Here is a 15,231-nt window from a genome sequence, read left to right as displayed (position 1 = left end):
CGGCCATATCCCCGGAATAAGTCCCCGTCATCGTATTCGCTCGCGCGCTCCTGCGCGCACATGGCGGATTGGGTGGATTTCCGGGCAAAGGACAGGAGCGGCTTGTTGCAGCCATCACGCGGTAAAATGCGCCCATTCCCACTTCCACGCCCGTCATGACCGTCCGCACCCGCTTCGCCCCCAGTCCCACCGGCTACCTGCACATCGGTGGCGCCCGCACCGCGCTGTACTGCTGGCTGGAGGCCCGCCACCGTGGCGGCGAATTCGTGCTGCGCATCGAGGACACCGACCGCGAGCGCAGCACCCAGGCGGCGATCGACGCCATCCTGGAAGCGATGGACTGGCTGGGCCTGGACTACGACGAAGGCCCGGTCTACCAGACCGACCGCGTCGCCCGCTACAAGGAAGTGGCCGAGCAGCTGATCGCCGCCGGCAAGGCCTACTACGCCTACGAGACCCGCGAGGAGCTCGATGCCATGCGCGAGGCCGCGATGGCCCGGCAGGAAAAGCCGCGCTACAACGGCGCCGCGCGCGACCTGGGCCTGCCGTTCAAGGACGACCCGAACCGGGTGATCCGCTTCAAGAACCCGCTCGACGGCAGCGTGGTATTCGACGACCTGATCAAGGGCCGCATCGAGATCGCCAACAGCGAACTGGACGACATGGTGATCTTCCGTCCCGACGGTTACCCCACCTACAACTTCGCGGTGGTGGTGGACGACTGGGACATGGGCATCACCGAGGTCATCCGCGGCGACGACCACATCAACAACACCCCGCGCCAGATCAACCTGTACGAGGCCATCGGTGCGCCGGTGCCGAAGTTCGGGCACATGCCGATGATCCTGGACGAGCAGGGCGCCAAGCTGTCCAAGCGCACCGGCGCGGCGGACGTGATGCAGTACCGGGACGCCGGCTACCTGCCCGACGCGCTGCTGAGCTACCTGGCACGGCTGGGCTGGTCGCACGGCGACCAGGAACTGTTCAGCCGCCAGGAGCTGATCGACCTGTTCGACGTGAAGAACTGCAACTCCAAGGCCTCGCGCCTGGACATGGCCAAGCTTGGCTGGGTCAACCAGCACTTCCTCAAGACCGAGGCGCCGGAGCGCATCGCGCCGCACCTGGTCTACCAGCTGGAAAAGCTGGGCCTGGACCTGGCCGCCGGCCCGGCGCCGGTGGACGTGGTCATCGCCCTGCGCGAGCGCGTGCAGACGCTGAAGGAAATGGCCGAGAAGGCGGTGGTCTGGTACCAGCCGCTGACCGAATACGACGAGGCGGCCGTGGCCAAGCACTTCAAGCCCGGTGCCGAGCTGGCGCTGGGCAAGGCGCGCGCGCTGCTGGCGGCGCTGCCGCAGTGGACCGCGGAGAGCGTGGGCGTGGCCCTGCACGACACCGCCGCCGCGCTGGAGATCGGCATGGGCAAGGTGGCGCAACCGCTGCGCGTGGCCATCACCGGCACCCAGGTCAGCCCGGACATCTCGCACACGGTGTACCTGGCCGGCCGCGACGAAGCCTTGAAACGCATCGACGCCGCACTCATCAAGGTCCCGAAGGGTTGATCCCGCCGAGGCAGACATGACCGGACACGAGCACAGCTGCACCGCCCCCCACCACCATGTCGACGACGCGGCGGATTTCATCGCCGTGGTCGAACGGGTGTGCCGCGAGCGCGGGCTGCGGCTCACGCCGATCCGCGCCAACGTGCTGCGGCTGATCGCCGAAGCCGGCAAGCCGGTCAAGGCCTACGAACTGCTGGACTGGGTACGCGAGGGCAAGGGCGTGGGCGCAGATGCCCCGCCCACCGTGTACCGCGCGCTGGATTTCCTGATGGCCAACGGCTTCGTGCACAAGCTGTCGTCGGTCAATTCCTTCGTCGCCTGCCACCACCCCAGCAGCAACCAGCACTCGGTGCCGTTCCTGATCTGCGACCGCTGCCACAGCGCGGTCGAGCTGGAGGACCGGGACATCGTGCGCCAGCTCGAGAACCGCGCCCGCGAACTGGGTTTCAAGCCGCAGGCACAGACCCTGGAAGTACACGGGTTGTGCGCGGAGTGCGCCGGCTGATCGCGGAGCTGGCCCCGGGCCGGCACCGGAACAGCGCGGGGCGGCTTACTTCGCCGCCTCGTCCGCGCGATAGACGACCTCGCCGTCCTTGATCGTCTGCAGCACCTTGATGGTGTGCAGTTCGGCCGGCGCGATGGTCAGCGGATTGTCCGAGAGCACCACCAGGTCGGCGCGCTTGCCGGTTTCGATCGAGCCCTTGCTGTCCTGCTCGCCATACTGCTCGGCCGCCCACAGGGTGAGGGCCTTGAGCGCCTGCAGCGGGGTGACCCGCTGGTCCGGGCCGAGCACATGACCGCTGCGGGTGGTGCGGTTGACGGTGGCGTCCAGCACCCGCATCGCGTCGGGGAACACCACCGGCGCGTCGTGGTGGGAGGTGAACTTCATGCCGGCATCCAGTACCCAGCCGGTGGGCGAGATGTTCTCGGCACGCGCCGGGCCCAGTACCGATTCGCGGTGCCAGTCGCCCCAGTAGTAGGTGTGCATCGGAAACAGCGAGGGAAAGATGCCGAGCCGGGCGATCTGCGGCACCTGGTCCCTGCGCAGGGTCTGGCCGTGGATCAGCACCGGCAGCAGTTTCCTGCCCGGGTGGGCTTTTTCGGCCGCGCTCACGGCGTGGATGAACTGGTCGATGGCGGCATCGCCGTTGGCGTGGGCCAGCACCTGCCAGCCGTGTTCCCAGGCGCGGTTGATCAGGTCGTCGGCCTGGGCGTTGGTGAAGATCGGGTAGCCGGCGTAGGTCTGCTTCTGGCCGTCGGGCACCTTGTAGTAGGGCTGGGTCAGCCAGGCGGTCTTGCCCTGCGGCGAGCCGTCCAGGGTGATCTTGACCCCGCCGATGCGGAAGTGGTCGGTGTACTGGCGACTGTAGTACGGCCCCTGCATCGCCGGGTTGCTCAGCGCCACCTCGATGTTGGGGTAGGCGACCACGTCGATTTTCAGCTTCCCGCTCTTGCCGGCCAGCGGCAGCATCGCCAGTGTGCCGGCATCGGTATTGCCGTCCTGGGCGGTGGTGTAGCCGTGCTTCATGTACAGCGCCTGGCCGGCCTCGAGCATCGCCATGGCCTCGTCCAGGCCGAGCGTGGGCATCAGCTTGGCCAGGGTGAGGTTGTGCGCGTTTTCCTCCATCACCCCGTTGGGCACCCGCGAGCCGGGTTCGCGGCGGATCACCCCGCCTTCCGGGTCGGGCGTGGCGGCGGTGATGCCGGCCACCTCCAGCGCCTTGCTGTTGTAGGCCCCCAGGTGGCCGGACTGGTGCATCAGGATCACCGGGATCTGCGTGGTGATGGCGTCCAGTTCCTCGCGGGTAGGGTGGCGCCGTTCGGCCAGCTGCGAATCGTCGTAGCCGAAGCCGATCAGCACCTTGTAGCCGCCGGGAATGGCGATGCCGGTCAGGAACCGGCGCATGATCCGCTGCAGGTCCGGGATCGAGTTGCCCTCGCCATCGGGGGCGGGCAGCAGGTTGGCCGACAGCGCCTGCAGGCCGGTGCCGGAGACATGGCTGTGGCCGTCGATGAAGCCGGGGGTGAGGGTATGGCCCTGCAGGTCGACCTGGCGTGCGGCGGGGCTGAAGTCCAGTGCCGCCCGACGCGTGCCGACAAAGGCGATGCGCCCGTCGCGCACCACCACCGCTTCGACCTGCGGCTGGCGGTCGTTGACGGTGAGGATGGTGCCGCCCGAGTACAGCGTATCGGCGGCAAGGGCGCCGGCGGGCGTGCAGGCGGCGAGCACGGCGAGGGCCAGAGGCGATTTCATCGGGATATCCGAACCGGGGGCGAGGCAACAGCCTAGCGCAGCCCGGTGGATGCCGGTGTGTCGGCGGCGTGGTGCCCGGCCGGGGGGCTCAGCGCTGTGCGGTATCCACTTCCACCACCACCGACATGCCCGGGCGCAGGCGCGCGGCCAGCGGCTGGTCCGGGTCGATGGCGATGCGCACCGGCAGCCGCTGCACCACCTTGGTGAAGTTGCCGCTGGCGTTGTCCGGCTTGAGCACGGTGAACTCCGAGCCGGTGGCCGGGGCGATCTGTTCGACATGGCCGTGCAGGCGCTGGCCCTGGAAGGCGTCGACGCTGAAGGTGGCCGGCTGGCCGATGGCCATCTTCCAGGTCTGGCCTTCCTTGAAGTTGGCCACGACCCACAGGCTGTCCGGCACCAGGAACAGCAGCTGGGTGCCGGCGGTGACGTACTGGCCCAGCCGCACCGAGGCCTCGGACAGCTGGCCGTCGCGCGGGGCGCGGATGACGGTGTTGTCCAGGTCGATCCGCGCCAGCTCCAGCGCCGCCTGCGCACTGGCCACGCGCGCTTCCAGCCCCTGCCGCGCGACGCGGGTGACGGTGAGGTTCTCCTCGGCGATGCGGATGGCCGCCTGCGACTGCGCCACCCCGGCGCTGGCCGCCTGCGCGCTGGCGCGCAGTTTGTCGCGGTCGCTGCTGGATACCAGCTGTTGCGCGGCCAGGGTTTCGTAGCGCTGCAGTTCGGTACCGCTGCGCTGCCGCTCGGCCTGGCCGGCGGACAGGTTGGCCCGTGCCGCTGCGATCTGCGCGCGGCCCTGCGCCTGGCTCTGGTCGGAGTTGGCCAGTTGCGCGCGCGCCTCGGCCAGCGCCGCCTCGGCCTGGTCGACCTTCTGCCGGTAGCTGCGGTCGTCGATGCGCAGCAGCGGCTGCCCCTGCTTCACGTGGTCGAAGTCCTTCACCAGCACGTCGGTCACGTAGCCGCTGACCTGCGGCGCCAGCACCGTGACCTGGCCGCGCACGTAGGCGTCGTCGGTATGCACGTGGCTGCTGGTGAACGGCCACAGCTGCCAGGCGCGCAGGATCAGGGTCAGCCCGAGCAGGGCGATGGCGACCATCACCACCACGCTGGCGCGGCTGGGCGTGTTGTACTTGGAGACCGGTGCCGGCGCCGCCGCCGCCTCGCCATCGCTGGCGTCGGTGATCTGCGCGTCGGCATCGCCGGGTGTCTGCTGTTTGTCGCTCATGTCGTTGGTTTCACTTGGAGGGCGTTGCGGCCGTGGCCGGCCGGATCGCCTTTTTCACGGTGGGGTTGCGGAACAGCACTTCCAGCAGCAGCCAGCCGAGGAAGCCGATCGCCAGCCAGCCGCTGAGCGCGAACACGTCGTTGAACGCGCGCACGTTGGCCTCGCGCCTGGCGGCCTGCGCCAGCGCCGCGGCGGCCTGGGCCTGGCGCTGTACCGGGTCGGTGACCAGGCGGGCGTAGCCCTGCTGCTGCGCGTGCAGGCGCTGGGCCACGGTCGGATCGGTCGGATCCAGCTGGCTGACCAGCTGGCTGGAGTACACGTGCTCGCGATGCAACTGGTAGCTGCCCAGCAGGGCCGAGCCGGCCAGGCCGCCGAAGGTCTGGGTCAGCGACAGCACCACGATGAAGGACACGATGTGGTCCAGCCCGCGCGCCATGGCCTGGCGGATCCCGGTCAGCATCAGTGGGCCCATGAACATGCCGCTGCCCACCGCCGCCAGGAACTGGCTGAGCGCGAAATCCATCGGCCGGTCCAGGCTGGTGCGGTGCTGGTCGAGGAAAGCGGCGCTGCCGAGCAGGATGATCGACGCCAGCAACTGCGGTATCAGCGCCTTCGGGCCGAAGGTCAGCGCGCCGGCGGCGATGCCGGTGAGCACGCCGAGCAGGATCACCGCGAACAGCGGCGCCATCTGCTCCGGGCCCATGCCCAGGGTGCGCATCATCGTGACCATGCCGTAGGACTGCTCGTTGGTCAGGAAGCGGATCAGGAACGCGCCGGCGATGAAGCGCAGCATCGTCGGCCCCATCAGCCAGCGGATCTGCAGCAGCGGGTTGCGCCGGTAGTGTTCGATCAGGAACGCCACCAGCACCAGCAGCGTCGCCGCGGCCAGCAGCCCGCCCAGCCACGGCGTGTCGAACCACCAGTGCAGGTAGCCCTGGCTGAGCACGATGACCAGCATCGCCAGCGCCGGGGCGAGGATGGCGAAGGTGACGAAGTCCAGCGGCTCGAACACCTTGATCTGGATGCCCGGCGGCAGCTTCAGGATCACCACCGCGGCGAACGCGCACAGCGCCAGCCCGGCCTCGAACAGGTACAGGTTGTGCCATTCGCCGTGGTCGAGCAGGCCCGGCGACAGCAGCCATGCCAGCGGCACCGCCAGCTGCGACAGGCCCATGCCGACCACCAGCAGGTTGCCCACGTACCTGCGTGGCAGCGCCTGCAGCATGTACAGCGTGCCCAGGGTGGTGCAGGCCGCGCCCGCGAACCCGCTGGCCGCGCGCACCAGGATCGTCGTCGCCAGCCCGCCCACCGCAAGGTGCAGCACCGCCAGCGCTGCGTAGACCCCCAGGCCCAGTTCGGCGAACAGACGGATGCCGTACTCCTGGCGGAACTTGAACACCAGCAGGTTGGCGGTGACGTTGACCATCACGTAGGACGCCACCAGCCAGTTGGCTTCACTGGGCTGCAGGCCCATCTGCCCCTGGATCCACGGCAGGTTGGCGCTGAGCAGCGCGTTGCCGAGGCCGCCGGTGATCGCCACCAGTACCGCCACCGCGGCGTAGGCCGCGCGCCGGTGCGGCGGATGCCAGGGCATCGACGCGGAGCCGGGCAGGGTGGGTTTTTCGTGTTCCTCCCAGTCCGGGATCGGCTTGAGCGGTTTCATTCGCCGGCGCTCCCGGTCGCGGCCAGCCCGGGGCGCAGCAACTGCAGTGCGCGGCTGGCGAGCCGCGCACGCTCGGCGCGGGTGCGTCCGCGCAGCGCGGCGCCGAGCATGCTCGATACCAGCGACAGGTCGGCCAGCGCCAGGTCCGGGCGACACAGGCCCGCCGCCCGCGCCCGCTCCAGGGCCGGCTCCATCAGCTTCAGGACCCGCTGGCGCGCGGCGCGGATCGGCGGGTCGTTCTGGTCCACGGCGCGCCAGTAATCGGCCAGCGCCGGCGAGTGCACGATGCGCCGGGCCATGCCCTCGAGCAGCGCGAACAGGGCGTCATCGCGCTCGCCCAGTTCGGCCACGTGCGCCTGGATCTTCTCCACCGTGCGCTGCAGCATCGCCTCGATCAGCGCGGCGCGGTCGGGGAAGTTGCGGTACAGCGTGGCGCGGCCGACGCCGGCCCGTTCCACCACCAGGTCCAGCGGCGCGGTGATGCCGTGTTCGCCGAACACGGCGTCGGCCGCGTCCAGCAGCTGGGCGCGACGCGCGGCGGCATCGGAACGGATCGAGGTCATGCGCACATGATCCGGACAAAAGTGTCCGCTTGCAATGGGCGCGGCGTGAAACGCAGTGTCCGCCCGGGCGGGCGCTCACCTGCGCGGCGGTGGCGGCCGGGTGCCGGAAAAGCGGAAGGGGCCTTGCGGCCCCTTCCTGCATGCCGTCGTCGGCAGCGGCCGGTCAGAACCAGGCGCGGATGCCGAAGGCGACGCCACGGCCGGGCAGCGGTGCGTAGTCGCGCAGCAGCGAGGTGTGCGGGCGCACCTGGCGGTTGCCCAGGTTGCTGCCGTCCAGGAACAGCTCGTAGCTGTTGCTGCCGTTGCGGTCCCAGCGGTAGGCAAGGTGCGCGTCGACCAGGGTGTAGCCGGGGCTGGGTGCCTCGTTCGCGGCGACGTCGCGCTGGCTGCCGTAGCGGATCGCGCCCAGCGAAGCGCGCCAGCCGTCGCGGGCCCAGCGCAGGTCGGCGCCGACGCGTGCCGGCGCGATCCGCGGCAGATGGCCGCCGTTGGCGAGGTCCACGCTGTAAGCGTGGCTGTGGTCGCCATGCGGCACGGCGATGTCCGCGCGGCGGCTGCCGCTGCCGTCCAGTTCGGCCTTGACGTAGTCGCCGAACACGCGCAGGTCCCAGTCGCCGCCGTCGCCTTCGACCAGATGGAACATGGCCTCGGCCTCGGCGCCCTTGAAGGTGGCGTCCTGCTGGGTCCAGACCCGGACCGGCAGGCCCTGCTCGACCACGCCGGTGTCGGCCAGATAGATGAAGTCCTTGAACTTCGTCTGGTAGACCGCGGCCGAGACGTCGATGCGGTCACTGTGCGCGTGCAGGCCAAGTTCCATGCGGTGGCCGCGCTCGGTGTCCAGGTTGGCGTCGCCGATCTCCAGCGAGCGGGTGGCGATGTGGGCGCCGGCGGCGTACAGCTCCTCGTTGGTCGGCGCGCGCTCGGAGCGGTCCACGCCGAAGCGCAGGTCGACATGGTCGTTGACCGTCCAGATGCCGGCCGCCGACAGGTTGGTGGCGCCGAAGTCGCGGTCGGGCGCGGTGCCCTCCGGGCTCAGCCGGACCCGGTCGTGGCGGCCGCCCAGTTCCAGCTTGAGCGGACCGAACTGCTTTTCCTGCAGCACGAACAGGCCCAGGCTGCGGGTGGTGGTGCCGGGGACGAAGGCCTCCTCGCCGTGCGCGCCGAAGTCGCTGTCGCCGAACTGCAGGCCGAACGCGCCGTTCCAGCCGGCCAGCGGGGTCTGCACCGCTTCCACGCGGCCTTCCACGCCCTTGTTGGTGAAGCGGGTGGACGGGGTGCCGGCGTCCAGTTCGGTGTGCTCGTAGTCGGTCCAGGCCGCGCGCACGGTGACGCTCTGCAGGAACGGCAGCGGATCGTAGACACCGCCCTTCACGTCGAAGCGGTTCTGCACCATGTCGATGCGCACGTCGTGCTCGCCAGCCGCTTCTTCGCCGTGGTCGTCATGGTCATGGTCATGGTCGTGATCGTCGCCGGCGTGGACATGGGCGCCGTTGGGGATGCCGTAGTTGCTGCGGTAGGTGCCCAGCGAGGCGCCGAGGAAGCCGGATTCGCCCAGCCAGGTGGCACCGACGCCGCCGGCGCGGGTGCGCATGGCGCTGTTCTCCAGGCGTCCGCGCGGACCAAGCTCGTCACCGTGATCGGCGTGATCGTCATGGTCGTCGTCCAGCGCCGCAGGGTCGATCGCACGGCCGGGAATGCGGTAGTCGTCGCCGTTGCGCACCAGGCCATCGACGTGCAGCACCAGGTTGCCGCCGCTGACGCCATCGAGCCGGAACATGCCGCTGCGCTCGTCGTTGACGCTGTTGCCGCGTAGCTCGGCGCGGCCGCTCAGGGGGCGGTCGGGCAGGTCGCGGGCGATGCGCCCGTCGACCACGTTGACCGCGCCGCCGATGGCGCCGCTGCCGAACAGCAGGGTCGCCGGTCCCTTCAGCACTTCGATCTGGTCGGCCAGGAACGGCTCGATGCTGGTGGCGTGGTCGGCGCTGACGGTGGACGCGTCCATGTTGCCGACGCCGTTGGCGACCACCGCCACGCGCGGGCCTTCCTGCCCACGGATGATCGGCCGGCCCACGCCGGGGCCGAAATTGCTGGTCTGCACCCCGGGCATGCGCGCGATGGTGTCGCCCAGGGTGGCGCCCTTGCGTGCATCCAGCTCCTCGCCGGCCAGTACCGCGACCGGCCGGGCGAGCGATTCGGCATCGCTCTGCAGCGGCGAGGCGGTGACCTTGACCGTGGACAGTTCAGTCAGGTGATGGCTCTGCCCATCGGTTTCGTCGGCGGCCTGGGCGGCGGCCGGAAGGGCGGCGACAAGCGCCACGGACAGGGCGTGGCGGGCGAGACGCGGAAAGCGGCGGGAGTGGGCGGGTCGGGTCATGGTGTTGTTACTTTGTATCAATTGAGGGGCGAGGGACGGCCGGAACGGGAAACGAGAAGCAGGGAGCTCAAGCGGGCCGATGGATAATGTTATATTATTCCATAACGCGCCACCGCCCCTGCTGGAAGTCATGCCGCTGAAATCGTCCCGCCAGTTCCTCGACCGCTTCGGTGCCGCCGGGTCGCTGCTGTGCGCGGTGCACTGTGCGGCACTGCCGGCGCTGCTGGCATTGGCGCCGTCGCTGGGCCTGTCGTTCTGGTTGAGCGACGGGGTCGAACAGGCGGTGGTGGTGTTCGTGACCTTCCTTGGCCTGTTCAGCTTGCTCTGGGGCTATCGCCGCCACCGCGCGCTGCGCGCGCTGGCGCTGCTGGTGCCGGGGCTGGCGCTGCTGTGGGCCGGGTTGCTGCATGCCGGGCTGCATCATTCGCAGCTGCCGCACGCGGTGGTGATGACGCTCGGCGGCGTGCTGGTGGGGCTGGCGCACCTGATGAACCTGCGGCTCAACCACCTGCACGTGCACGACGCCAGCTGCGCGCATTGAGGGGCGCATGGTAGGCTTTCACTTCACGCGCGGGGGCGCTGCTACAGCGGCCTCGCCGAACCCGTGTCAGTACGGGGCAATCTGATTTCACACTAAGGAGTTGACGACATGGGTAAGGGTGACCGTAAGACCGCCAAGGGCAAGCGCTACAACGCCAGCTATGGCAATGCGCGCTCGCATTCGGTGAGCAAGGTGGCCGTGGGCGCAGCTGCGCCGGTTGCCAAGAAGACTGTCGCCAAGGCACCGGCCAAGAAGGCCGTGGCCAAGAAGACGGTGGCCAAGGCCGGTTGATCCCGGGCTGGCATCAGCGAAAAAGCGGCGCTTGCGCCGCTTTTTTATGCCTGCCTCGCGCCCTGCCTGCCGGCGCCGGTCATGGCGTGTGCCGCGCCGCGATCGAGCGGCGGCCGCCATTCAATCCTGTCCGCGCAACGCCGGCAGCAGCGCCTGCGGATCGCCGTCGTTCGGCGCCGGGGTGATGCCGGTCAACCGCGCCAGCAGCGGGTAGACGTCGACGTTGTCGAAGCGGGGCAGCAGTACGCTCTGGCGGAACGCGGGGCCGCGGGCGACGAACACCGCCTGCATCGAGGGCAGCGCCGGGTCGTACCCGTGCGAGCCGCGGTTGCCGGGCGGGCGCCGGGCGATGCTCTTGCGGGTCAGCGCGTCCCAGCCTTCGTGCATCTGGCAGACGATCGGCGGAATACGCGGGTGGGTGCCGTAGTGCCAGCGTGGCGGCAGCTGTTCCTTCTTCCAGCAGTCGTAGTGCGGGTGCGCGCCGAGCAGGGTCTTTTCCGCCTCGCGTTCGCGCCCCGGCTGCGGCGCGAAGCCGATCGACTGGCCGACCGATACCTCGCGCGCGATCTCCGGCGCGACCATGTCCTCGGTGGCGATCACCTGTCCGTCCGCGACATTGGCCATGCCATGGTCGGACACGACGATCACGTTGGTCTGGTCGAGCAGGCCGTCGCGGCGCATGCCGTCCAGCAGCTGGCCGATGGCGGCGTCCACCTGCTGCAGCGCGGCGGCGTACTCGGGTGAGTCCGGGCCGTAGGTGTGCCCGGCCTTGTCGACCTGCTCCATGTAGGCCGCGACCAGGCGCGGCTTGTGGCCGTCGGGCGCGCCCTGCAGCCACGACAGCACCAACTGCATGCGTTCGGGCAGCGGCACGCTTTCGTCGTAGGCGTGCCATTGGCTGGCGTGCACGCCCTGGATGGCGGCCTCGCTGCCGGGCCATGACCAGGTCGCGCTCTTGTAGCCAGCCTTCTCGACGCCGACCCAGATCGGCTCGCCACCCCACCAGGCCGGGTTGGTCACCGCCTCGCGGTTGTCCAGGCGGAAATCGCCCAGGTCCTCGGCGCGCATGCTGTTGTGGATGATGCCGTGGTGGTCCGGGCGCAGGCCGGTGACCAGGGTGTAGTGGTTGGGGAAGGTCAGCGACGGGTAGGACGGGGACATGCCGACCGCGCGCACGCCTTCGCGCGCCAGGCGGGCCAGGTTGGGGCTGTGGCCGCGCTCGACCATGTCCGCGCGCAGGCCGTCGATGGACAGCAGCAGGACGGTGGGCGGCGCCGTGGCGGCAACGGGAGTAGCGGGGGTGGGGCCGGTCGAGGCGCAGGCGGCGAGCAGGCAGGTGCCGAGCAGCGCGAGGGAAGTGCGGAATTGAATCATGCGCCAATGATAGTCCCGCCATGATGACAGCAGGCAGACGCCGGGTGCTTCGTCGTCGCGGTCTAGTCGAACAGGGCCGGCGCGGCGACCGTGTCGGGCAGCGCGCCTTCAAGCCGCAGCAGCGCGGCCTTGGTCGGCAGGCCGCCGCCGAAGCCGGTCAGCGAACCGTCGTTGCCGATCACCCGGTGGCAGGGCAGCACGATCGGCAGCGGGTTGCGGCCATTGGCCGCGCCCACCGCGCGGGTCGCACTGGGGCGGCCGATGCGCTGTGCCAGCTGGCGATAGCTCCAGGTGCCGCCGAACGGGATGTCGGCCAGCGCGTGCCAGACCTGCAGCTGGAACTCGGTGCCGACCGGGGCCAGCGCCAGGTCGAAGATGCGGCGGCGGCCATGCAGGTAGTCCAGCAATTGCCGGCGGGGTTCGGCGACGGCGTCCGGCGCGTGCTGCCACTGGTCGCGGCCCTTGGCATCGTGGCGGTTGCGCGCGAACAGGATGTGGCGCAGGCCGGCCGCGTCGGCGGCGACGGTCAGGGGACCGATGGGGGTGTCGAAGCGATCGTAGAAGAGGGTCATTGCGTCGGTTCCTTGTCGGGTTCGGCGGCCAGGTGCCACAGGTGGAGGACGGCATAGGCGCGCCAGGGGCGCCAGGCCTGCGAACGGGCCTCGGTGGCGCGCTCGCTCAGGCGCTGGCCTTCGCCGAGCACCTGCTGCAGCACCAGGTCGCCGGCAGGGAAGGCGTCGGGCGTGCCCAGCGCGCGCAGGGCCATGTAGTGGGCCGTCCACGGGCCGATGCCGGGCAGCGCGGTGGCCTGCTGGACGAACTGCTCCAGGGTCTGGGCGCGGCTGAACTGCAGCCGGCCTTCGCTGCAGGCCCGCGCCACCGCCCGCAGCGTGGCCGCCCGGGTGCGCGGCAGGCCGATGCTTTCCAGCGGCGCCTCGGCCAGTACTTCCGGGGTGGGGAATTGACGGTCCAGGCCGTCGGGCAGGTCCGCCAGCGCCTGTCCGAAGCGTTCGACCAGCCGCCGCGCCAACGTGGTGGCCGCGGCGACGCTGACCTGCTGCCCCAGCACGGCGCGCGCGGCCACTTCGAAGCCGTCCCAGCCGCCGGGGATGCGCAGGCCGGGGCGCCGCGCGATGCCCCGCGCCAGCAGCGGCTCGCGCGCCAGGCAGGCATGCACGGTGGCCAGGTCGGCATCCAGGTCGAACACCCGCCGCACCCTGGCCACGATCGCCGGGATCGCGCGCGCGTCGGTGGTGCCGAGCTGCAGGCGCAGCTCCGGCCGCTTCGGGTCGGCACTGACCCGGATCAGGCTGGCGCGGCCATTGGCGACGATCACCCGCCGGTAGCTGTCGGCGTCGATGCGTTCGATGCCGGGGATCGCGCGCCTGCGCAGGAACTCGAGCATCGTGGGGAAATCCAGCGGCGGACGGTACGCCAGCCGCAGCACCGGCTCGCCGCCGGCCACCGCGCCATGGCGCCTGCGCAGGGCGCTGGGCGGCATGCCGCAGCCGGCGAGGAAGGCGTCGTTGAAGCGGCGCAGGCTGTTGAAGCCAGCGGCCAGCGCCACCTCGGTCACCGGCAGGTGGGTTTCGGTGAGCAGCTGCTTGGCCAGCAGCAGGCGCCGGGTCGCGTGCAACTGCGCGGGGGTGGCGCCGAGCCGGGCGACGAACAGCCGCTGCAGCTGGCGCGTGCTCAGCTCCATGGCCTGCGCCAGCGCGGCGACCGGCTGGTCCTGCAGGATGCCTTCGTCCAGCAGCGCCAGCGCCCGGTGCAGGGTGTGGTCCTGCATGAAATTGGCGTCGTCCGGCGACAGTTCCGGGCGGCAGCGCAGGCAGGGGCGATAGCCGGCCGCCGCGGCCGCCGCGGCGGTGGGGTAATAGCTGACGTTGTCGCGGCGCGGCGGCGGTGCCGGGCACACCGGCCGGCAGTAGATGCCGGTACTGCGCACGGCGGTGAAGAACAGCCCGTCGAAGCGCGCGTCGCGGGCCAGGCGGGCCTGTTCGCATTGGTCGTGGCTGGGCAGCGCGTGAGTGCTCATGGGGCCAGTCTAGGCCCGAAGCAGGATCCGGACTGGCCATTTCCGGACATCAATGCGCGGCCGGGCCGCGCGGTTCAGGGCGCATTGCGGCACCGCTGCCGATGCGGACTAGACTGTTAGCCCCTGGCGCGCGGCGCCTTGCTCCGGATCCGATCGTTGTCCATGTTGCGCAGATTCTGGTGGTTGCCGTTGCTGGGTGCTGGGTTGCTCGCCTGCACCGGGGGCGACAAGGACAGGCCGGTGGCGGCCGCCGATCCGGCCGCGGCGCTGGCCGCCGATGGCGACCACATGGTGTCGATCAACGCGGCCGACGCACCGCCGCCGCCGCCGCCGGTGAAGCCGGCGCGGGACAAGGCCTGGCCGGAGGTGGTGCTGGAGAACGGCAAGGCCTGGGTCAGCTGCGATACCGACTACACCGGCGAAGCCGGCGATGGCGCCGCGCTGGAGGCGCTGGACCGCAAGACCCTGGACGCGGCGCTGGAGCCGTGCCGCGAACGCGGGCTGCTGCGGGTGCGCTACGCCGGCAAGATCAACCCGTCGTTCGCCGCGATGGTGTCGCGGCTGGCGGTGGTGGCCGACGCCAAGAAGATCGGCAAGCGGGTGCTCGACCTGGACTCCAGCGGCGGCCAGGTGGAAGCGGCGATCGTGGCCGGCGACAGCATCGGCGAATCCGGCTGGACCATCTGGGTGCGCGAGGGCTCCATCTGCCACAGCGCCTGCGTGTTCGTGCTCGCCGCCGGCGACAACCGCCTGATCTCCGGCAAGGTCGGCATCCACCGGATGATGCGCATCAGTTCCACCGCCACCTCGCGCGCCGAACTGAACAAGGAACTGCACGAGGTCTACGACAACGTGAAGGACTACCTGCAGCGCAACGGCGTGGCGGTGGGCGTGGCCGACCTGATGATGACCGTGCCCAACCGCAGCCTGCGCCTGCTCACCAGCGAAGAACTCAAGCAGTACGGCCTGGATGGCACCAACGCGGTGCAGGACGACCTGGAGCGGATCAAGCAGATGCGCAAGTGCGGCGACGACTTCGTGCGCCGCAAGGATGCGTTCCTGATCGCCTTCGACCGCCAGTGCAAGCTCGAGGGCGCCGAGCTGGACGCGGTGACCAGCTGCGGGCAGGCGCTGAAGGAGCATTTCGGCTTTCCCGACGAGGCCTGCCCGGACGAGAGCCCGTTGTCGGAGATCGACACCGCGCTGCTGGAGATGCCGGCCGACGCCGCGCCGCGGCCGCCGCTGACGCCGGCCACGGCAGGCGTGGAGCCGCGCCGCGGCGACCTGTGAACACCCGCGCCGGGGCGACCCGGGCCTGACATGATCCGGATCAAGGCCGCCGCCGGTCGCCG

The 15,231-nt window shown here is 70.4% G+C and carries 13 protein-coding genes; 5 read left to right on the top strand and 8 right to left on the bottom strand.

The features are described 5' to 3' along the window. The first annotated feature begins 155 nt into the window (after nucleotides 1-155). Together gltX and AC06E6_RS14205 are read left to right on the top strand one after the other, a co-directional pair. Entirely contained in the window at nucleotides 156-1,559 is a 1,404-nt protein-coding gene (gltX, locus tag AC06E6_RS14210) for a glutamate--tRNA ligase (protein WP_478061771.1), read from the top strand. A gap of 16 nt (nucleotides 1,560-1,575) precedes the next feature. After that, complete coding sequence (locus AC06E6_RS14205; protein ID WP_161613444.1) at nucleotides 1,576-2,064, top strand: transcriptional repressor; 489 nt, start codon at nucleotides 1,576-1,578, stop codon at nucleotides 2,062-2,064. A 45-nt stretch (nucleotides 2,065-2,109) separates the two neighbouring features. Here AC06E6_RS14205 and AC06E6_RS14200 read toward each other — a convergent pair whose 3' ends face one another. The 5 genes from AC06E6_RS14200 to AC06E6_RS14180 all read right to left on the bottom strand — a co-directional run bounded on the left by AC06E6_RS14200 (nucleotide 2,110) and on the right by AC06E6_RS14180 (nucleotide 9,635). Beyond that, nucleotides 2,110-3,813, bottom strand: a complete 1,704-nt coding sequence (locus tag AC06E6_RS14200) for an amidohydrolase (protein WP_478061770.1) — start codon at nucleotides 3,811-3,813, stop codon at nucleotides 2,110-2,112. A gap of 88 nt (nucleotides 3,814-3,901) precedes the next feature. Continuing rightward, on the bottom strand, nucleotides 3,902-5,035 hold the full coding sequence (locus AC06E6_RS14195; protein ID WP_478061769.1) for an HlyD family secretion protein: 1,134 nt from the start codon (nucleotides 5,033-5,035) through the stop codon (nucleotides 3,902-3,904). Between the two features lie 10 nt (nucleotides 5,036-5,045). Beyond that, nucleotides 5,046-6,698 carry an MFS transporter gene (locus tag AC06E6_RS14190; RefSeq protein WP_478061768.1) on the bottom strand — a complete coding sequence of 551 codons (1,653 nt, stop codon included), beginning with the start codon at nucleotides 6,696-6,698 and terminating at the stop codon, nucleotides 5,046-5,048. Beyond that, nucleotides 6,695-7,261, bottom strand: coding sequence for a TetR/AcrR family transcriptional regulator (locus tag AC06E6_RS14185; protein ID WP_161613440.1), 567 nt, complete (start codon nucleotides 7,259-7,261; stop codon nucleotides 6,695-6,697). The genes AC06E6_RS14190 and AC06E6_RS14185 overlap by 4 nt, the downstream gene beginning before the upstream one ends. Nucleotides 7,262-7,424: 163 nt before the next feature. Further along, a complete protein-coding gene (locus AC06E6_RS14180; RefSeq protein ID WP_478061767.1) occupies nucleotides 7,425-9,635 on the bottom strand; it encodes a TonB-dependent receptor in 2,211 nt (736 codons plus the stop codon). A 130-nt stretch (nucleotides 9,636-9,765) separates the two neighbouring features. Here AC06E6_RS14180 and AC06E6_RS14175 point away from each other — a divergent pair, with 130 nt between their 5' ends. Beyond that, entirely contained in the window at nucleotides 9,766-10,176 is a 411-nt protein-coding gene (locus AC06E6_RS14175) for a MerC domain-containing protein (RefSeq protein WP_104939245.1), read from the top strand. Nucleotides 10,177-10,284: 108 nt separating this feature from the next. Then, nucleotides 10,285-10,467 (top strand): 30S ribosomal protein THX, encoded by a 183-nt coding sequence (locus AC06E6_RS14170; RefSeq protein ID WP_054666917.1) that lies wholly within the window; start codon nucleotides 10,285-10,287, stop codon nucleotides 10,465-10,467. A 120-nt stretch (nucleotides 10,468-10,587) separates the two neighbouring features. On the opposite strand, the gene AC06E6_RS14165 is transcribed toward AC06E6_RS14170, so the two are convergent. The 3 genes from AC06E6_RS14165 to AC06E6_RS14155 form a co-directional block, all read right to left on the bottom strand. Further along, entirely contained in the window at nucleotides 10,588-11,841 is a 1,254-nt protein-coding gene (locus AC06E6_RS14165) for an alkaline phosphatase family protein (RefSeq protein ID WP_478061765.1), read from the bottom strand. Between the two features lie 62 nt (nucleotides 11,842-11,903). Continuing rightward, the gene (locus AC06E6_RS14160) at nucleotides 11,904-12,413 is read right to left on the bottom strand and encodes a methylated-DNA--[protein]-cysteine S-methyltransferase (RefSeq protein WP_478061763.1); all 510 of its coding nucleotides are present in this window, start codon (nucleotides 12,411-12,413) and stop codon (nucleotides 11,904-11,906) included. Continuing rightward, nucleotides 12,410-13,879 carry an AlkA N-terminal domain-containing protein gene (locus AC06E6_RS14155; protein WP_478061761.1) on the bottom strand — a complete coding sequence of 490 codons (1,470 nt, stop codon included), beginning with the start codon at nucleotides 13,877-13,879 and terminating at the stop codon, nucleotides 12,410-12,412. The genes AC06E6_RS14160 and AC06E6_RS14155 overlap by 4 nt, the downstream gene beginning before the upstream one ends. Nucleotides 13,880-14,041: 162 nt before the next feature. Between AC06E6_RS14155 and AC06E6_RS14150 the strand changes: the two genes are divergently transcribed. Continuing rightward, nucleotides 14,042-15,169 carry a COG3904 family protein gene (locus tag AC06E6_RS14150; protein ID WP_104939240.1) on the top strand — a complete coding sequence of 376 codons (1,128 nt, stop codon included), beginning with the start codon at nucleotides 14,042-14,044 and terminating at the stop codon, nucleotides 15,167-15,169. The last annotated feature ends 62 nt before the right edge of the window (nucleotides 15,170-15,231 follow it).

It is taken from the genome of Stenotrophomonas sp. Steno-Z10-HUANG (assembly GCF_056393075.1).
Note: the sequence above shows the minus strand (reverse complement) of the source record. Positions and strands in the feature narration are given on the sequence as shown.